The following is a 19,092-nucleotide window of genomic DNA, read 5'->3' as shown; positions in this document are numbered from 1 at the left end:
CTCCTAATAAACTCCTTCAATTAACTGATCCTTTCTAACCAGGACATAACCAAATTCAAGGACTTTTCTACTTAGATTCTTCATAACCCTGTCTTGATAAAGTTTCTCATAATAATCAATTCCTTTTTCTACATATTCTTTTCCATATTTTAGCATATTGTAAAAAATACATGCCAATTTTCTTGCTGTAGCAGTAATTGCTTTCGGTATCTCTAGTCGCTTCTTTAAAACCTCCTGCAGTATGCACCAAGTGCAGTCTTGATACACAGCAAGGCATTCGCAGCACGATTTATAACCTTACGTGTTCTTGTTCCAATAATTTTCCCTCCTGTAATTTTATTAGTAGGACTCAACCCAAGCCATGAAGAAAAATGCTTTTCTGTCTGCCATTTATTGCGATTTATACCTGTTTCTGAAATGATAGTCTGTACACTTAATACATCAAGTCTTGGAACTTTAGTAAAACCCATTCCCGTTATTCGATATAAATCTTCGTCTACGGCAAAATCTGGACTATTCTTCTGCTTCCGCTTTTTTATTTTATTCAATGTTCCGTTCTCATTCAACTTTGTTTCAAATATTTTATAGTAATTTTCTATACTTTTATCACATTCGGTTTGAAAAAAAGTATATGCTGCATATTCTTGTTTCAATACAAACAAGTGTTCTTCTCTATAGTCGCCTGTTAGTACTTTTACTATAGTATGTTTATCGTTCTTCATATTCGAACTTCTAAATTCAGCTAGTTTTTCAGGATTCCTCTCTCCTTCAATTATTGCTTTAATAATTTCCATACCTGTTACACCGTTGATATCACCATACGCGTCAAGTTAAGGAAAAGTAGCATAAGAAAGAAGAGAAGCGGTAAAAATTATTTTAGACATTAAACGATAAAATTAGTAATTTATAGATTCTTTAAAAAAAATTATCTTATTTTAGATCAAAACTTCTCAAAAAAATAAATATAACAAATAAGATACCCATCTTAAATGGTTGCTATATTGGGTATATTCTCTTAACTTGACGCCTATGGTTTATTTAACACTCCCGAACATTTTGCGTAATAAAATATACGATACAATTACTCTCCTTGAGTTTACTTTGTGTAAATTTGTTGCTTCCCTTGCCCACTCTACAATTAAACAACTCTGCAATATCTCCTATTTGACTGGCCAACAATGAGAATTGGTATAAAATCACAACTTTATCACTATAAATATAGTTGCCATCTTGTATTTTTAGACTATTTTCGTACCTATTTTCAATAGCTTCACTGACGTAATGAAAAATGTTTCCCCTTTTCTCAAGAAATTTGCTATATTCGTTTTGGTTATTGATTCTCATTTTTTGTGGCATATTTTTTCTTCAAGGGTTAAATGGCTATTTTATAATGAATTTTGTCAGTAACTGCCACTTCTTTTCATCTGAGCTATGCAACAAAGCCATTTCAGTGTCAAGCACTGGAATGACACCTTGCCTTACAGAACGTTCTTACAGCTCTATATCACGCTGCTTACATCACAATTTATTTATTCTTGGTTTTAAAGGAAATCTAACAGATGCTACATAGAAATCCAGACGAGTTTCTAAAGTCTATTCCAAGAGATAAACGCATAATGTGCCTTGATATGGGAGGAAAACAAATAGGCGTAGCATTTAGTGATAAAACACAGCTTATAGCCACAGCTCATAGTATATATTACAGAAGAAATATAAGCAAAGATTTAGGTTATTTACATAGAATACTTAAAGAAAATGAAGCTGGATCAATGGTAATAGGACTACCATTCACAATAGATGACCAAGAGACCGAATGGTGTAAAGCAATAATCCAATTCGCAAATAAAATAATAAAAAAATAGTAAAGTAAACATATACCTACAAGACGAAAGTTTATCAACATCTCTTGCAACTCACGCACTAAAAATTACGGGAATATCAATCACAAAATCGAAAAAAATAGATGATAAAATTGCTGCATGTATTATTCTGCAACGAACATTAGATAAGATAAACACCATCAAATAGTTTTTTTTAAACTGAATTCATGTAAAATTACTTAATAAAACAAGAGCTTTTCGTATAAGCATGACAAATTGCTGTAGCAAGAGCATCAGCAGTATGGTGACATTTTATGTTTAAGTTTTTAACTATTTGCTTCACCATAAATATAATCTGATTCTTATCAGCATGGCCATTTCCGGTAATGCTCTTTTTTATATAGTTTGCATCATATTCATTCATGGTCAAATCCGTCATTTGTAATACTAAAATTGCAATTGCTCTTGCATATCCTAAAGTTAGTGAAGATTTTGGATTCTTATTAACAAAAATTTTTTCTACAGCAGCTTCATTAGGAGAGTATAGAAAAATTACTTTCTTTAATTGTTCAAAAATTATATTTAGACGTTCACCTGTACCCAATTTACCATCAGTTGATATGGTACCACCACCCAAAAATTTAATATTATTCTTTTCTTTCAGGCTGATAATGGCCCAACCAGTCTTACTCATCCCTGGATCTAGACCTATTATTTTAATCACTTAATAAAGGCTTAACCAATAAATAAACAAAAATAAAAATATCCAGACTAGATCGACAAAGTGCCAATACCAAGAAGCAAATTCAAAGCATAAGTGATCTTGAGGTGTAAATTGATCTTTTCGAGCTCTAAATAAACATACTGACAAAAATATTATACCTATTACAACATGAATGCAATGAAAACCAGTAATCATGTAAAAGTTAGATGTATAAATAAGTTTTTCTCCTGTTTCTTGTAAAGAAAAACTTGCTTCATGATACTCGAGTGCTTGGACTATTATAAAAAAAACTCCAAGCAATATAGTCATAGACAGCATTTTAATCATGCTCTTTTTGTCATTTTCAAGTAAAAAATGATGTGCTGAAGTAATTGTTGTACCAGAAAGTAATAATATCAACGTATTCATAAATGGTAACGACCATGGATCAGGTGGTAAAATCCCTTCAGGGGGCCATTCAACTTTTTTTGTAGGAGAAAACGCTTCAAATAAAAAAACCGGATCAAGCCAGGCTTTAAAGAATGAACAAAAGAACGCTATAAAAAACACAACTTCCGAGAGGATAAATAAGTACATTGCAAGCTTAAGTCCATGTTTTACAATGGCAGTATGGCATTTATCATAAATTGCCTCTCTTATTACATCTCTCCACCAAAAAAACAGTACCCCTGATACTGCAGAGATCCCCAGAACTAAACCAAATATTCCAGAAATTTGTTTATGGAGTGCACCAACTAACCCAAGTGCAAGAACAAGAATTGCTACTGATATAGCAATTGGCCAGGGGCTTGGGTCCACTAAATGAAAATCATGTTCTTTACTTTTCATATCATCTCCAAAAATACGTATCAAGCATACAAATTAGCTTAAAATTGTCAATGTTTCTTAAAATCTTGATCAAATTTTGAAAAATTATATGCGCTATTCCAAAAATCTAACTCAAATTGCACGCTTATTCTAAACAATTCAAGCATTCTTCTTCTTTCTTTTTCTCCTACTTTTTGGCAATACTCATCAACAATACTTTCCAAAGCGATGCATCCAGACCCTATTAAATTACTGCTATAAAAATCAAACCAATCTCTATATCTATTGTTTTTCTTAATTTTATTCCTCATACTGTCAACAACAACCTTATATATAAAATGGCAAGAGTATAAAACTGTTATAGCTTCATAAGTGTCGCTATATGAGGTAGATAAAAGAAAGTTAGTGAAATTAAAGCACTTGAGAGACTTCTCTCCAAAACTTATGGAATACACAGTAAAGTAGTGCTTATATAAAACTCTCACAATGGCTATTGCGCCCTGAGCTACTTCAATGAGTGGGATAATATTGCTAAGATCTTCTACTTTGGATGCAATGATCAATATGGTACGAATGTAACCATCTAAAAATAGTGCATCCTGCTGGATATAGAATTTAAAACTCTCTATATTTAAAGTACCGTCCATTAACTCAACATTAAAAGGGTGATTAGCTACATCCCTCAAAAGATTCGATCCATAGCAATTCCTAATTATATTACTAAACATATAAGATACTAAAAATCAAGGTTCTGACACAAGTTGCCCTATATTAGATTATAAGTTGCGACCTGCGTTATAATATATCTCATCCCAAAACACCAATTCTAGTTCCAGCCCTTTCCTAAAAAACCCACGCATCTTTCTCTTTTCACAATCGTTAGTTTCCTTATATAATTTATTTGTAATATTAGTAACCTCATCAATCGCAGCATTCATTTCTTTGCTATCGTAAATGTTGATCCACCCTTTGTATTTGTTATTTCTAACCTCCTTGGGTGTTACCTGATTCATCATATAATCCACAATAATTTGGTATATATTGAAGCAAGGGTAAGATGCTGCCAAAGCTCCAGCAACAGAATTATGATATGCAGCGCACATGAAAAAATCAGTAAAGGCAGAACAGGCTCTTGATTTCTTGTGATTATCGGATAAATCACAATCTCCAAAATATTCTTTATATTGCTTACGAACATCAAACGTTCCTCTTGCCACATTTATTAAGCCGCTCATTATCTCAACATCATTAGCTTTAGCTGCAATAATCAATAAAGCACGAGTACAGTCCACTAAATATAAAAAATCCTGCTGAAGATAAAATTTGAACTTTTCATAATCTAGCGTATTCTTAATCAATTCAATATTGAAAGGATGTTTTTTTATTTTTTCAATAAGATCAGATGATTCTCTTACAGCAATATCGTAAAATTCTTCTTTCGGTTTGTTAGACACTGTATAAACCCCACACAAATATAAAAGCCACTAGAATGAGTATAAAAAACTAATTACACTTCAATAATAAGTTATTATATCAGTATCGAGCTAGAAATCAAAACTTTAAAGCAGTTCTACTTTTATCGTCCATATTGAATTCTCTACAAAGATCAGCAGATAAGTTCATACATTCCCAAGAAAATCCACCATCACTTTCTGACTTTTTACCGAAATGTCCATAGTAGGCTGTACGTTTATATATAGGGCGATTAAGCAATAAATGTCTGATTATGCCTTTAGTTGATAAATCTATGTTATCTTCGATAAATTTTTTAATCCTCTTTTCATCTACTGTATTCGTACCAAATGTATCAACGTAGAATGAAGTAGGTTTTGAGATACCAATTGCATAAGAAAGCTGCACAAGGCAACGTTTAGCCAAGCCGGCAAAAACAATATTTTTAGCAAGGTATCTTGCCATATAAGCTGCTGATCTATCAACCTTGGTTGCATCTTTTCCAGAAAATGCTCCTCCACCGTGTGGAATATAGCCTCCATAACTATCAACCATAATTTTCCGTCCAGTTAACCCACAATCACCAACCGGTCCACCGATAACAAATCTACCTGTTGGATTAACTAAGAGATTTTCCTCAGGACACATCCACCCTTCAGGTAAAGATGAAATTATGTAAGGATAAATTATTTCCTTCACTTTCGATTGACTCAGACCTTCAGAGTGCTGTATCGAAACAACAACATTTTCAGCACACACTGGAAGGTTATTCCCATACGCCAAAGTAATTTGTGACTTTGCATCTGGGCCAAGCTTTACCTCTTTAACCATACTAATGATATTTTTCAGAATCAAGTGTGCATAAAAAATGGGTGCCGGCATGAGGCTTTCCGTCTCTGTTGTTGCATAGCCATACATTATGCCCTGATCTCCAGCGCCTTGATCCACACCTATTGCAATGTCATTTGATTGTTCATGTAGCAATATATTTATCTTTACTGTTTTCCAGTGGAAACCATCATGCTCATAACCAATATCTTTTATTGTATTTCGTACAATACTTTCAATCTTGTTATTTTCAATGTTAGGCCCAAACACTTCCCCAGCTATAATAACATTATCTTTGGTAACCAAAGTCTCTATTGCAGTACGTGAAGAAGAGTCATTAAAAAGGTATTCGTCAAGTATTGCATCTGAAATCTGGTCTGCTACTTTGTCTGGATGACCGGCTGCTACTGACTCACTAGTTACTAAATTCTTATGTAAAATTATCATCTAGTTACACAATATCAAAACTACTGTAAGTCTAAATGGTGGGTCTGGGAAGAGTTGAACCTCCGACCTCACGCTTATCAGGCGTGCGCTCTAACCACCTGAGCTACAGACCCATATTTATTCAAGCCAAAGCTTGCATATCATCTGTAGGTACAACATCAATAAAAGTCTTTTTATTTGCTGATTTTCTAAAACTGACCCAGCCTTCTATTTTAGCAAAGATTGTATGATCTTTACCCATACCAACATTTTTTCCAGGATGGAATTTTGTACCTCTTTGGCGTACAATTATGTTACCAGGAATAACCTCCCCATTCTTCTTTATTCCGAGCCTACGCCCTGCCGAATCTCTACCATTACAGGAACTACCACCTGATTTTTTAGTTGCCATATCTTACCTCTTACTTTTGAAGACTAATTTCATTGATACGAAGAACAGTGATATACTGCCTATGACCAGTTTTCCTACGGTAATTTTTTCTTCTCTTTTTCTTAAAGATTATAATTTTTTTATCTCTACACTGCTCCAGCACTTCGGCTTTAACAATAGCATTAGATGGACAAGATAAGCCATTATTTGAAACACAAATCACTTTACTGATTTCCACTTCCTCTTTTTCTTCGGCTTGTAATCTTTCTACTTTGATTATGCTGCCTTTTTTCACTAAATACTGCTTTCCACCAGTTTCTATTACTGCAAACATGACAAATATCAATTATCGTTATTAACACTAATCGTAAATGATGTTATACATACTGTCAATATAAATAAAAACACGAAATACTTCTATCTTTATCTACTTTTCCCTGGAGAGTAGTTAAGTTTTAAAAACAAGAGTTTTAAGGCTTGACTATTCTTAATTTCCCCTACTTTACTTCTTTCTAATGAAAATATCCGTTCAGCAAAGTGGCAAAATAAGATAGACAAAAAACATAGAAACAAATGGTCAGTGCGTGACACTGGCATCCAGTCCTTTTTCACAAGAAACGTTGTAGAGCGCTTTCGTGTTTACCAACTGAGTGCCCCTGGATCCCAGTGTCACGCACTGGGATGACAAGAAAAGAAACACTTCCGTTTCAATTATTTGCACATTAGCCATACATCTGAACAGATACTAATTAAAACTTTAAGATGCTAATTAAAACTTTAAGATGCTAATTAAAACTTTAAGATGCTAATAAAAACTCAAGCTTTCACTAAAAAACATTCAATTAGAGCTTACAAATTAAAACTCATTCCAAGTTCAACTCCATGCGAAAGTTCATGGAACTTTTGCAGCTTATAGCCAGCAAAAACATTTGTTCTCTCAGAAAGTGGAAGATTAATACCAGAACCTATCTGGTAGGAAAAAAATCCTTCCACGTCTAGCTCTTGATCTTCTGACAGAGGAATTTTAGCAACTCCTCCTACACCAAAAGTAATATAAGGAGTAATATCTGTACTTTCAAATTTATAATGATAATGAAGTTTTGCCATAAGTCCCGCGTCTAAAATTCCTTCACTAACAACAAGTTTAACTGCAGGACCAACTGAAATTTTAACGCTATCTGTACAATGATAGCCAAGATCATAATTAATACCAAGCATGCCATACGAAGAAGAGGTGTAGGTTCTATCTTTAATCCAATCAACTCCAAAAGATGGTACTGACAAAGAATAGCAGGCCAACAAAGTAAGTAATTTTTTCATTTTTATCCTCTAAAGATTAATATATGCGTATACAAGCATATAAATATTAAAAATAGTATAAATTGCAAGTAAAAAATTGGAATTATTTTATTTTTTTGGTTATTTGCCTTTCTCTTGCAATTGCAAGACTCCTCTTTGGCACATCTTCCACTATAACGCTACCTGCTGCAACTAGAGAGTCATCATAAACATTAAGCGGTGCAATTAGTGAGCTATTGGCACCAATAAAGCAATTGCTTCCAATATTTGTTTTATGCTTCTTTTTCCCATCGTAATTGCAAATAACTGTACCTGCACCTATGTTACTCCCCTGCCCTACTTTAGTATTTCCTATATAACTTAAGTGCTTTATTTTAGTATTCATACCTATATCACTTGCTTTTGTTTCAACAAAATTACCTACAGTTACATCATCACCGATTGTTGTATCTTCACATTTGGCAAATGGACCAACTCTAGCACCAGAATCTATTTTGACTCCAGGACCAAAAAAAACGTATGGGTAAATAATTGAATCCATGCCAACTTGCGTGTCAAGAGAGAAGAAAACAGTCTCTGGAGCAACAAGTGTCACTCCAGAGTTAGTGAAAAACTTTCTTTTGTCTTCTTGAAAGTAAAACTCAGCCTTTGCAAGGTCATTCCTATTATTTATGCCAATTGCCTCCTTTTCGTCAGCAGTAACGTAGCCAACATTTAAATTACTCTTTACTGCAATGGCAACGATATCGGTCAAGTAATATTCATGAGCTTGGTTATTACACTCTATTTTCTCCACCAATTCACGTAGATTCTTTTCACGTGCAACCATTATTCCGGCATTAGCAAGAAATTCCTCATCATTATTTCTACCATTTTGTGCTTCTACGATTTCTCTTAGGGAACCGTTCTCAATAATTAGTCTACCGTATCCTTTATTATGAGTTTTAAACCCAAGACAAACTAAAGCGTTGCTCTCTCCTAAGCAGCTTACCATTTTAGTTATTGTACTGCTTTTTATCAGTGGAGTATCTCCATACTGCACAACAACTATGTCTGACAATTCTTTCAGGTTTCTCATTGCAATTTTGACTGCATCCCCTGTGCCAAGCGTTGACTCTTGTGTAATTAATTTTATACCCTCAAAGCATTCCAGCCTTTGAGTTAAAGGCAAATCAATTACAACAGCTATTTTTTTAGGATTTAGCTGTTTTGCATTATAAATGACGTGCTCAAGCATAGAGAAATTACCTACTTTGTGCAGAACCTTAGGTAAGCTTGAATTCATTCGTTTACCATGCCCAGCAGCAAGTATAACAAATGTATAAGCTTTGTTTGTCACTTATCTTAAAGACGAAAAATGAAAACCATAATGGTTGAGCCAACTGATTCTGTTGTCATAAAAGCTCCTTAGGTCACCAATTTGATATTTGAGCATCGCCAGCCTTTCTATGCCAATACCAAATGCAAAACCATTGTATTTAGCATAGTCTATTCCAACATTTTGAAAGACATTTGGGTGCACCATACCGCATCCAAGTACTTCAATCCATTTACTATCTTTATAGCTTATGTCCACTTCTGCAGAAGGCTCAGTAAAAGGGAAAAAACTATTACGAAAGCGTATTTTTAGACCTTTATCTCCGAAAAATTTACCAAGGAAGCGATGAATAGTAAACTTTAATTGGCCCATATTGACATTTTCATTAACATACAACCCTTCTATCTGGTGAAACATAGGAGTGTGAGTTGCATCAAAGTCATTTCTGTATACCCTGCCTGCAGCCACTATTTTAATTGGAAAAGTTTTTGTCTTTTCCATGGTTCTAATCTGCACAGATGAGGTATGAGTGCGCAGCATCATTCTTTTATCATTTATTTTGTTTCTTAAATAGAAGGTATCCTGCTCTTCGCGCGCAGGGTGGTGACTCGGAGTGTTTAGCGCATCAAACACATGAAATTCATCTTCAATATCAGGACCATCAACTGCTTTGAAACCCATATGTGCAAAAATGAGCTTTACTTCACTTATAACTTTACTGAGTGGATGAATCTTGCCAATTCTTTCTGGTCTGACAGGCAGTGTGATATCAACTGCTTCATTTTGCAGTTTTAACTTAACTTCTTTATCTTTTAGTTCATTTTCTTTGCTTGTTATAAGCTGGTCTATCTTATTGCGTAAAACATTAATCACTGCACCTAGGTCGCGTTTTTCTCCTGCATCATCTATATTCTTTAAGTCATCGAAATAAGCTTTTACTACACCCTTTCTCCCCAAGTATGACAACCTAACTTTTTCTAAATCCTGCAAAGAAGCAGCATTTTCAATCTCAGAAACTGCCTTATCTTCAAGTAAAGGTATTTCACTTATTAGCTCTTTATTCACCTTAAAAACGCTAGCTTAAACTTTCATTATAGTGCAATCTTTAATATCATCAATAAAACTATTTGGATAAAAAGGTGTCATGCGAGTACTCTCCTTTTTGTCATTCAAGTAGCTGACACATAGCTGTACGAACATTGTGATTTGGGCTAAAAAGATGCAAGTAGCCCCTTCGGTGTCATCCCAGTGCTTGATGCTGGAATATGGGCGTCATTCAAGTAGCTGATCTCTATGATGGTGTCATTCAAATTGCCTTTTGTTGTCATACCATTGCCTCCTTCTTGTCATCCCAGTGCCCAGACACTGGGATCTCATTCCATAAAGATGTCATGCGTAGAGGGGGTTCTGTCGCGGCGTCCCAGTAGCCTCTGTAATGTCATCCCAGTGCCTAGACACTGGGATCCAGTTTGTCCATAATCTCACCAAAAACGTTGTGTTTTAGCATAATTTTGTGCTCAATATGCTTATTTGTAGTAAAGATTTCTGGATTCCAGTGTCACGCACTGGAATGACACCTCTTTTGGGCTTTTTTAACTACAAACATTAAAAAATTTACCAAATAAAGAAAAAAGGCAAAAGAATCCCCCAGTAGTGAGTTTTGACCCTATAATAATGTAAATTGGCGTTGTAATAATGTGCTAACGCTTATTTAAAGCGCGTTTTGGCTGAACGTAGAAAAAATAAAAAAGACATGCAGCCGCTATAATTTTATGTAATTTGCCAATAAATATCTGAGTTTTTTTACTGAATTTTGTCGTTGAGCCCAAAAACAAGGATAAATACTCTTATTGTCATGATAAGGAAACTGATGAGGTTTGTAAAGTAACTTTTTCTGCTCTTATTGAATCTAACACGCTACTGTTATGCAAGGGTACTCTAATTATTAATTTATTGACTAATTGTGTTTTTTATTTCACTCTACATTAAAAAATTTACTCATGCATAACAGTAACATAAAAACTCAGAGAAAATACGAAATGGAGGATTTACCTAAGTTTTTTAAGGATAGATCCAAAGACATAAGTAAAGCATTTTCTAATGAAGTGCTGGAGATTAGCACCATTCGCTCAAAAAATGTTGCAAGTGATACACAAGAGTTTTCATTTAAGCTCAAGCTGCTAACAGAGGTAAACCCTAATACAATATTACCTCAAATAAAACATTTAATTGGCTTTTTCAAAATCTATCTTCTTCAAGAAAAAAGTTTCACAGCCAATATAAAAGTACCACAAGAAAGTAGTGAATTATACAATAACCACTGCAAAGCTAATAAAACTGTAGAAGAATTCATAAGTAATGCTCCAATTCAAATCCTTCTACAGGGCATAACGATAACGCTACAAACAAACGTTAAAAATATCAACCTCAATAGCTTGCAACAGATCGAGGCATTCCTAAATGAGCAGCTAAAACATGTAGAAAAAGCCAAAAGTGAGGAGCAAAGTCAAGATACGTTACAAGTAGAAGAAACTGAAAATAAAAACGAAAATGTGGTTGAAAAAGGGAATACGCAAGGTAAACAAATTGTGCAAGATTCGTTTGGCTACAATATAGCAAGTAACAGAAAGCAAATTACACGCGCACCAGTAATTGTTGCTGCAATGCATGAAAATTTTTCCTGGTTTAGATCTTTTTTCCATCTACCCAATTTTTTCAATACAACACAATTCTTTTCTCCACAACTGCCCAAATTTTCTATACAAAAACAGAAGGCTTTAACTTACCATGCAGCACTTCAAAATCAAAAGTGTGCAAAAAATGATCAAGAAATCAGCACAACTAGACTGGATACAGACTGTTCTGCAGAACTATCAGAAGAATCATTGGTCATAAAACAAGCAGAATGCGATGCTAGAGTAGCTATGGTAGATAATGAGCTTAAGAATGATAATGAGAGAAAAACACTTGATGAAATATTCGTTAAAGTGGTAAGTGAATATAAAAACTTGATAAGTAGTGAATATAAAAACTTGATAAGTAAAGATCGAAATCTACTTAACACAATGCTCCTCTCTCTTGCAAGCGAAGTGTTCAAGATCGTTTATACTCAGGATAAAGAAATATCTGAAATGCTATGCTCAGATAAGGAAAGGTTACAATTATTAGAAAGAATTGGAATGCTACATAGTAAGTCTTTGGTAACAGAGGAATATGCTAAGGAAAAAGTAAGGGAAAAGATAAACCAATTAATCGCATCCATAAATTTACGTACTCGTACACAATCACAGCCTAAAAACGTTTCTCATGAGATTTTGCCAAACAAAGCTGCAGACCATTTATCAGAAATAAATGAAGCTAAGACTCCATTTTCTACTAATATTACACCTAAATCACCATTAAAAACTGTATTTTCCTCGAAAGAGACTTATTTTTGTCTATTTTTGGTAGCAGCTTCTATATCAGCACTCTGCCTATGGAATTTGCCAATGGGAAAAGTGTCAGTTTTAAAGGAATTGGTGCCAATAGAAAAAAGGGAAAGTATTGGTCTAATATTAAACATAGGGTTACCAATATTAATTACACTATGTGTTTTGAGCCTGGCTTACTTTATATATTCTGAATATTCTGTAGAATCTATTGAACAGGTAAGTAAAAAAGATCTTCTTTGTTGTACTTAACAAATAAGCTATTTTATAAGATCTTTCATAATATAATTATTCATTTTACTGCATGTTTAGAGGAATTATTACAGACATTGGAACTATAATTGATATCACCACTCACTCTAACTCCTTCCACATCAAAACACAAAATTTATCCTCTGTAAATAAAGGAGATTCAATAGCCTGCTCCGGAGTGTGTTTAACTGTTGTCGACACAATGAACAATGTATTCACAGTTCAAGCATCTCAAGAAACTATGAAGGTTTCTAACTTAAATACGTGGAAAATAGGAAAAAAAATAAACCTAGAACAAGCAATGAAACTGAGTGATAGGATTGATGGCCACTTGGTTCAGGGTCATGTTGATGGGATAGTAAGAATCTTAACAATTGAACGAAATTTAGATTCTCATGAAGTCAAGTTATCGTGCCCACAAGAATTAATTAAATTTGTTGCAAAAAAAGGTTCTGTAACGCTAGATGGGGTTTCTCTCACAGTAAATTCAGTTGTCAATCAAGAGTTCACTGTGAATATCATTCCCTATACATGGAAAAACACAACTTTTCAGCATAATAAAACAGGTAATTACCTAAATTTAGAAGTTGATATGATTGCTCGGTACTTAAACCAACTGATGAAACATAAACACAATTAATTTTACAACCTTGTTATTTACAACTATTATATCTTGAAAATCATATAGATTAAGATATGTTTTTCGATAGTCTAATTATCTTTATTATTGTCTTGTGTGTAATAATATCGGTAACTAGAGGTTTTATAAAAGAGTTATGTGCATTAATGTTCTTGCTCTTATCAGTCTTTTTGACAGCTAGTTACTATGATTTTTTTATTATAAATTATAGTAAGTATTTTGACTCTAAAGTTACGCAAAACATACTTTCTACAATCTCTGTATTTATCGTACTTAATCTTACATTCATGACAATGAATAACTGGCTAATGTACATATTATTACCCATAAGGTTGGGATTAATGGATAGAGTTACTGGAATCTTTGTCGGAGCACTTAGAGGAATATTGCTTTCTTATGTACTATTTTTTGCTGTGCACTTATATTGCCACACAGTATACGATAAAAAAGAGGGAGAGTCTAAAATAGAAGCAGAAGACATATTGCCTAATTGGATAATAAATTCACACTCTTATCAGGCTCTATTTGTGACAACAGAAGAAGTGATTGACATGTATGTACCAGAGTCGTTGATACTAAAAATAAAAGAGATTGGTGAGGAAATGGTTGATCAAGAAAAATCTAAAAATAATAAAGAAAAGTGAGTATTCACTTTCTATAGCTAAACTAGATTAGACAGCTGTTATTCACAGCAGTGCGCCATAGGTCATACCAATTCCTATTATTAATCAAACAAAACTGCAGACATTTTTGAATAAGCAAACCATCAAAAAAATTTAAATGTATGATTTTAGTTCATCGATGTAATAAAACAAAACTTTTTTAGTGAGTTCAAAATCTTCTAAGGTCTTTCCTTCGCATCTTGCTGTAATACAGTTTTGCGTATTTGATACTCTAAGAAGCCACCAACCTTTATTATCGGTTACCTTAATGCCATCAAGCTCTGAAAATACAATATTTTGCTGCTTTAGTGTCTCCTTTATTGACTCAATTATTTGAAATTTTTTCTCATCCTTTACTACAATTTTCACTTCATGAGTGATATATAACTTTGGTAAATCTTCAATCATCTCAGATAGGCTTTGGTTTTTCTTAAGTAAAGTGTCAATGACTTTAACAGCAGAATATAGTCCATCATCAAAACCTAGCTCAGAGAAGAAAAAATGCCCACTGAGCTCACCGGCAAACTTTGCCCCTTCCTCTACCATCTTTTTCTTAACTAGTGAATGTCCAGTGGCACAAGTAATTATTTGCCCTCCTAATTTGCTCACGAAATCATGCACTTTCATACTCATTTTTATGTTGGCAATAACTTTATTTTTTGGGTATTCCTCCAATACTTCACGTGCAAAAATCATAAATAAGTGATCATTGGAAACAACATTACCTTTATTATCAATCAAGCGTACCCTATCACCATCACCATCTAGTGCAATGCCAAGATCACATTTATCTTTCTTGACAATATCGATTAACTGAGCAAGATTTTTTTCTTCTATGGGATCTGGGTCATGCAGTGGAAAAGTTCCATCTATAGAGTTATTGGTTACGATGTGTATATGACCTGGTAAAACCTTTTCAATATACCTTACAATTGTTGGACTATTGCCAAAATCCCATGCTATTTTTAGTTTTTGTGTAGTGTTATTCTTGAGCGCATTTTTTAATATGTAAATGTACTCACTATATGTATTCATGTTAATTAAGCTTCCAATTTTTGTGCTGTTTTTAATTGTACTACCTATAACTTCCTTTATTTCTTGATCTGAGAAAACTTTTTTACTGCTGAAAAATTTAAAGCCATTATATTCGCTGGGGTTGTGAGAAGCAGTGATCATAATCCCAAGATCTGCCTGCATTGTTGCAGCACAGAGCATAGGTGAAGAACAGAGCCCAACTCGTATAACATTTGCGCCGGATAAAATTAAGCCCCTGATTAATTCTCTTTCTATACTTGGTGAATCTATCCTGCTGTCATAGCCTACACAAACGTTAGCTGCAATTTGACCAAATTTTCTACCTACCTCATACCCATCACTGATCTGCAGGTCTCTGCCTACCACACCTCTAATATCGTATTTTCTTATAATAGTATTGTCCATACTGCACTTCTTGGAGTGATTAATATATAACATTCCCGCCAAATACTCAAGTTTATTTAACTATAAGATTAGTTGATTTTTTAAGAAAATGTGCTAATATTATAATATAGTTCTCTAAAAATAGAAATTATGCCAAAAGAAAACTTATTTATAGCTGAAAATCAAGGTTTAGATGTAGATGAGCAGAAGAAAAATGATATTTTAAGTTTCATTGAATCTTGCAACAATTTTCAGGATTTTATAAAAAAACTAGAGGAAGAAAATTTAATCTGGTACTTTATTGGCCCTTTACGCAAAGATGAGGACATTAAAGAACAGATAAATTTAAAGTGGAAAAAGGAGTTCCAAAAATTTGAGCAATCAATAAATGAAACACATAAAAATTTTGAAGCATCCCTACCAGGTGAAAATTTCTTAGTATATACAACAAAAGATAATGACTTTAAAATTAGGTTTGAAAATAAAGAAAAACCAATAGAGATTAGCGCCCTTTTAAGAGCCAGCGACGAAGGTAAGGTTTATAACCTATCTTTAGGGAAAGATAGTCAAGTCACTGCAACCAAAAAAGGCAGCAAAAGGCACTATGATTTTGCTGGTTCAAGCTCATGTGAAATGACCATCAACTGGCAGGCTAATGATTCTAAAGGCAATAACGTAGATTGTAGCATAACTGTAGAAGTGAGTTCTAAGGGCATAAAAAAAGTGATTGGTGAACCAAGATTTGGAGGAATAACGAGTTCAGAAGAAGTATTAAAATTAGCTGAGCAGAATAAAGAAGTTTTTATCAACGGAAAAACTCTGCATCAAGCTTTTACTGACATGGGCAAAAGTGTGAACGAGCAGCAAACACCAGCAGAGGAAACATTTACAAAAAATTCACCACAGTCACCTATACTAAGTAGTAGTGGATACTCCTCTCCCGGTACGCCTTCTTCGCGTTCGCGTAGAAGTTCTTTTTCCACTGAGAGCGAAATTGGTGATGAAGAGTCTGAAATCACTGATGAATACATTGACGACGGTTATGATCAACAAAAAATGTACAAAGATTATGAGAGAAAGTATGAGCAAGAAGGATTAAAAGGTGTAGATGAAACTATAAATGAAATTAACAAACTTGCAGAGCAGCGTAATAATCTAATCTTAGAACGTGACTCCTTGAAAAATGAAGTTAACGAACAACAGCGAGCGATATTTGAAAAAGATCAAAAAATAAAGGAGCTAGATGCTTCTGTTAAGTCACTTATGGAGGAGCACGAAAAATTAAAAGAACGTAACCAAAAGATAGAAAAGGAAGGTGATACAGAAATAAGAACATTAAGTGAAGAAAAGCAAATTTTGGAAGGAGAAGTTAAAAGACTTAAAGCTGAGTTGAAAAAGATAACGCAAGAAAAAGATCAAGGTATTGAACAACTAACACAAGAGATAAAGGCGCTAGAAAAAGAACTACAGGGTAAAAATAATGTAATTGGTAGGTTAAGTGATCAGTTGAAAGATAAAGAAAATGAAATAAATAGGATAAATGAAGAGCAGCAGAAAAAATTAAAGCAAAGTGAAGCTAAGTTAAGTGCACTAGAAAAAAAGAATGCAAATTTGGAAAATGATCTAATGAGAATATTGGCAGAAGGTTTAAAGGATAATCACGAAAAGCAGTTGGTAGAAAAATTGACGGAAGAAAAAGAGAAAAACAATACATTGGCCAAAGAGATGAAGTTATTGTCTCAAGAATTCAATGCATTACAGAGAAAAAACGAAGATTTAGAGAGGAAAATTCGACAACTTGAACCTGGAAGATCACTTGCGAACGAGCTCAGTGAAGTAAATACGAAAGTAGCTACATCAACTCAAACTGAAGTTGAGTATGAAAGTAGAAGAACAAGCATGCAGCAGCAAGACCAAGATATACAAGCTGTAAACAACAACTCAAGCAGAATAGCTAGTGGGTTAAGACAAGAAAACAAAAAATTGACTAGAGACAAACTAACTATATCTGAGCAATTAAAACAAAAAATAAAAGAGATTGATGAGTTAAAGAAAAATTTAAAGCAATTACAAGAAGAAAATACACAACTAAGACAAAAAGCTACTAAAGGTACAGTAGTTAATGCGTCATCTTTAGCAGATCAAAGAGAGGCTAAGGAAGAGGAAGCTCGAACAAACATACCGCAAAACATTATGGATTGGCCTGTTCCAATTCCAGACGATAAACCGGAAGAGCAGAAAACTCCATTAGAGCCAATCAAGGTAAATACAGAACTATCAGATCCAAAGGGAATGTTCAAAAAAGTGTGTCAAGCCGCATTTTTAGTTCAACTCAATTTTCAACCTATCTGGAAAGAAAATATCAAGTTGAGACATAGTTAAAGCCCAATTAGGGAGAGCCATAATCCACTTTTGCTCTACCTTTTTTATAGCACAATATACCTGTTTGTACAAGGCATTTGTACTAGTAAATGAACCCTTAGTTTTAGTAAATTTCCTGATTTGTCTATGCAACCCCTCAATTGGATTAGTGGTGTAAATCAGCTTCCTAACTGGCCCAGAATACTTAAAATAACTGGATAAGTTTTCCCAATTGTTCTGCCAGGATTTTATAACTAAAGGATACTTTTCTCCCCATTTTCCTTCCAGCTCAAGCAGATAATTCTCAGCAATTTCTTTACTTGAAGCACGATATATTTTTTTCAGATCATTCATGAAAACTTTCACATCTTTACTGGATACATATTTCAGAGAATTTCTTATTTGGTGTACTATACATAGCTGCACTTCTGCACTGGGAAATACACTGTTGATGGCTGCAGGAAAGCTTTTTAGCCCATCTACACATGCAATCAGAATATCTTCTACTCCTCTTTCTTTGAGGTTATTTAGCACTTCCAACCAAAAGTTAGCTCCTTCACTTTCAGCCAAATAAAAGCCCAGGACTTCTTTTCTGCCATTTTGGTCTATGCCCAATATATTGTACATACATTTACTTACGCAATGTCCATCCTCCTTGACCTTAAAGAACATCCCATCCATAAATACTATCGGGTATACTGATTGCAGTGGACGACTACGCCATTCATTGATTATAGGCAGTAATTTGTCGGTAATACTTGATATCTCTGCTACCGATATTTTGTGATCATAAATTTCCTCAACGTGTGACGCTATATCTCTATAGCTCATACCACTGGCAAATGTGCTCAAAATCTTCGTTTCAAGCTCTGGATGTAAGCTTGTTTGCCTTTTTTTGACTATTTGCGGCTCAAAACTTCCTTCTCTATCTCTTGGCGTTAACAGCTCAAATGAACCTGCACTTGTACGTAAAGTCTTTCCATTCCTCCCATTTCTGCGATTATTTTCTTCACTTTCAGCTAATAAATGGTTTTCTATTTCACCTTCTAGACTCGCCTCCAGCAGCTTTTTTATAAATGGTGTTAATGCTCCCTCCTTTCCTGTCAACGGTCTTCCTTCTCGTATAGACGACAGGATATTTGTTTCCAACTCTTTATAATCTACCAATCCGTTAGTTCTGTTTACTACTTTTTGACTCATTGTCAAACCTCCATTTTTAAATTGATATAAATTACTTTTTTTCGGTTTGACACACTTTTTTGAAC

16 protein-coding genes, 1 tRNA gene and 3 pseudogenes are annotated in these 19,092 nt (G+C 34.0%); 5 read left to right on the top strand and 15 right to left on the bottom strand.

The window, feature by feature from the left end; all coding sequences use genetic code 11:
- Nucleotides 1–3: 3 nt before the first annotated feature.
- Both Wcon_RS08165 and Wcon_RS13460 read right to left on the bottom strand, forming a co-directional pair.
- Nucleotides 4–815 (bottom strand): annotated as a pseudogene (locus Wcon_RS08165) (transposase); the annotation flags it as partial.
- A 343-nt stretch (nt 816–1,158) separates the two neighbouring features.
- A pseudogene (locus Wcon_RS13460) lies at nt 1,159–1,356 on the bottom strand (IS5 family transposase); the annotation flags it as partial.
- Nucleotides 1,357–1,559: 203 nt separating this feature from the next.
- On the opposite strand from Wcon_RS13460, the pseudogene ruvX reads away from it, so the two are divergent.
- Nucleotides 1,560–2,028: pseudogene (gene ruvX / locus Wcon_RS08155) on the top strand (Holliday junction resolvase RuvX).
- Between the two features lie 27 nt (nt 2,029–2,055).
- Here the strand turns inward: ruvX and ruvC are convergent.
- From ruvC to pheS, 11 genes are all read right to left on the bottom strand, one after another.
- Nucleotides 2,056–2,544 (bottom strand): crossover junction endodeoxyribonuclease RuvC, encoded by a 489-nt coding sequence (gene ruvC / locus Wcon_RS08150; protein ID WP_047759292.1) that lies wholly within the window; start codon nt 2,542–2,544, stop codon nt 2,056–2,058.
- A complete protein-coding gene (locus tag Wcon_RS08145; RefSeq protein ID WP_114517828.1) occupies nt 2,545–3,372 on the bottom strand; it encodes a cytochrome c oxidase subunit 3 in 828 nt (275 codons plus the stop codon).
- Nucleotides 3,373–3,419: 47 nt separating this feature from the next.
- A complete protein-coding gene (locus Wcon_RS08140; RefSeq protein WP_237350114.1) occupies nt 3,420–4,037 on the bottom strand; it encodes a TenA family protein in 618 nt (205 codons plus the stop codon).
- Between the two features lie 90 nt (nt 4,038–4,127).
- Nucleotides 4,128–4,805, bottom strand: coding sequence for a TenA family protein (locus Wcon_RS08135; RefSeq protein WP_114517825.1), 678 nt, complete (start codon nt 4,803–4,805; stop codon nt 4,128–4,130).
- A 97-nt stretch (nt 4,806–4,902) separates the two neighbouring features.
- Entirely contained in the window at nt 4,903–6,078 is a 1,176-nt protein-coding gene (metK, locus tag Wcon_RS08130) for a methionine adenosyltransferase (RefSeq protein WP_410543464.1), read from the bottom strand.
- Nucleotides 6,079–6,114: 36 nt separating this feature from the next.
- Nucleotides 6,115–6,191, bottom strand: a tRNA-Ile gene (locus Wcon_RS08125).
- Nucleotides 6,192–6,199: 8 nt separating this feature from the next.
- Nucleotides 6,200–6,469, bottom strand: a complete 270-nt coding sequence (gene rpmA / locus Wcon_RS08120) for a 50S ribosomal protein L27 (RefSeq protein ID WP_114517824.1) — start codon at nt 6,467–6,469, stop codon at nt 6,200–6,202.
- Between the two features lie 10 nt (nt 6,470–6,479).
- Nucleotides 6,480–6,782 carry a 50S ribosomal protein L21 gene (gene rplU, locus Wcon_RS08115; protein WP_114517823.1) on the bottom strand — a complete coding sequence of 101 codons (303 nt, stop codon included), beginning with the start codon at nt 6,780–6,782 and terminating at the stop codon, nt 6,480–6,482.
- A gap of 515 nt (nt 6,783–7,297) precedes the next feature.
- Nucleotides 7,298–7,768, bottom strand: coding sequence for a P44/Msp2 family outer membrane protein (locus tag Wcon_RS08110; RefSeq protein WP_114517822.1), 471 nt, complete (start codon nt 7,766–7,768; stop codon nt 7,298–7,300).
- 82 nt (nt 7,769–7,850) lie between these two features.
- Nucleotides 7,851–9,086: an NTP transferase domain-containing protein gene (locus Wcon_RS08105; RefSeq protein WP_114517821.1), complete on the bottom strand. Its 1,236-nt coding sequence runs from the start codon at nt 9,084–9,086 to the stop codon at nt 7,851–7,853.
- The gene (pheS, locus tag Wcon_RS08100; protein ID WP_114517820.1) at nt 9,087–10,130 is read right to left on the bottom strand and encodes a phenylalanine--tRNA ligase subunit alpha; all 1,044 of its coding nucleotides are present in this window, start codon (nt 10,128–10,130) and stop codon (nt 9,087–9,089) included.
- Nucleotides 10,131–11,065: 935 nt separating this feature from the next.
- Between pheS and Wcon_RS08095 the strand changes: the two genes are divergently transcribed.
- Genes Wcon_RS08095 through Wcon_RS08085 form a run of 3 tightly spaced genes read left to right on the top strand, consistent with a single transcriptional unit; the run spans nt 11,066 to nt 14,029 of the window.
- The gene (locus Wcon_RS08095; protein ID WP_114517819.1) at nt 11,066–12,745 is read left to right on the top strand and encodes a hypothetical protein; all 1,680 of its coding nucleotides are present in this window, start codon (nt 11,066–11,068) and stop codon (nt 12,743–12,745) included.
- 52 nt (nt 12,746–12,797) lie between these two features.
- Nucleotides 12,798–13,385 (top strand): riboflavin synthase, encoded by a 588-nt coding sequence (locus Wcon_RS08090; RefSeq protein ID WP_114517818.1) that lies wholly within the window; start codon nt 12,798–12,800, stop codon nt 13,383–13,385.
- 56 nt (nt 13,386–13,441) lie between these two features.
- The gene (locus tag Wcon_RS08085; protein ID WP_114517817.1) at nt 13,442–14,029 is read left to right on the top strand and encodes a CvpA family protein; all 588 of its coding nucleotides are present in this window, start codon (nt 13,442–13,444) and stop codon (nt 14,027–14,029) included.
- A gap of 132 nt (nt 14,030–14,161) precedes the next feature.
- Here the strand turns inward: Wcon_RS08085 and Wcon_RS08080 are convergent, their stop codons facing one another.
- Nucleotides 14,162–15,487, bottom strand: coding sequence for a phosphomannomutase/phosphoglucomutase (locus Wcon_RS08080; RefSeq protein ID WP_179947504.1), 1,326 nt, complete (start codon nt 15,485–15,487; stop codon nt 14,162–14,164).
- A 129-nt stretch (nt 15,488–15,616) separates the two neighbouring features.
- Here Wcon_RS08080 and Wcon_RS08075 point away from each other — a divergent pair, with 129 nt between their 5' ends.
- Entirely contained in the window at nt 15,617–17,848 is a 2,232-nt protein-coding gene (locus tag Wcon_RS08075) for a hypothetical protein (RefSeq protein WP_237350113.1), read from the top strand.
- Here Wcon_RS08075 and Wcon_RS08065 read toward each other — a convergent pair.
- On the bottom strand, nt 17,789–19,027 hold the full coding sequence (locus Wcon_RS08065; protein ID WP_114516979.1) for an IS256 family transposase: 1,239 nt from the start codon (nt 19,025–19,027) through the stop codon (nt 17,789–17,791). The two genes, Wcon_RS08075 and Wcon_RS08065, sit on opposite strands and share 60 nt — an antisense overlap.
- Between the last annotated feature and the right edge of the window lie 65 nt (nt 19,028–19,092).

It is taken from the genome of Wolbachia endosymbiont of Cylisticus convexus (assembly GCF_003344345.1).
The sequence above is the reverse complement of the archived record's forward strand: the minus strand, read 5'-3'. Positions and strand labels throughout refer to the sequence as shown.

Bases quoted from the DNA above. Each gene is read 5' to 3' on its own strand.
- Wcon_RS08145 (WP_114517828.1), bottom strand. From the start codon at position 3,372: ATGAAAAGTAAAGAACATGATTTTCATTTAGTGGACCCAAGCCCCTGG.
- metK (WP_410543464.1), bottom strand. From the start codon at position 6,078: ATGATAATTTTACATAAGAATTTAGTAACTAGTGAGTCAGTAGCAGCC.
- rpmA (WP_114517824.1), bottom strand. From the start codon at position 6,469: ATGGCAACTAAAAAATCAGGTGGTAGTTCCTGTAATGGTAGAGATTCG.
- rplU (WP_114517823.1), bottom strand. From the start codon at position 6,782: ATGTTTGCAGTAATAGAAACTGGTGGAAAGCAGTATTTAGTGAAAAAA.
- Wcon_RS08110 (WP_114517822.1), bottom strand. From the start codon at position 7,768: ATGAAAAAATTACTTACTTTGTTGGCCTGCTATTCTTTGTCAGTACCA.
- Wcon_RS08095 (WP_114517819.1), top strand. From the start codon at position 11,066: ATGCATAACAGTAACATAAAAACTCAGAGAAAATACGAAATGGAGGAT.
- Wcon_RS08090 (WP_114517818.1), top strand. From the start codon at position 12,798: ATGTTTAGAGGAATTATTACAGACATTGGAACTATAATTGATATCACC.
- Wcon_RS08085 (WP_114517817.1), top strand. From the start codon at position 13,442: ATGTTTTTCGATAGTCTAATTATCTTTATTATTGTCTTGTGTGTAATA.
- Wcon_RS08080 (WP_179947504.1), bottom strand. From the start codon at position 15,487: ATGGACAATACTATTATAAGAAAATACGATATTAGAGGTGTGGTAGGC.
- Wcon_RS08075 (WP_237350113.1), top strand. From the start codon at position 15,617: ATGCCAAAAGAAAACTTATTTATAGCTGAAAATCAAGGTTTAGATGTA.
- Wcon_RS08065 (WP_114516979.1), bottom strand. From the start codon at position 19,027: ATGAGTCAAAAAGTAGTAAACAGAACTAACGGATTGGTAGATTATAAA.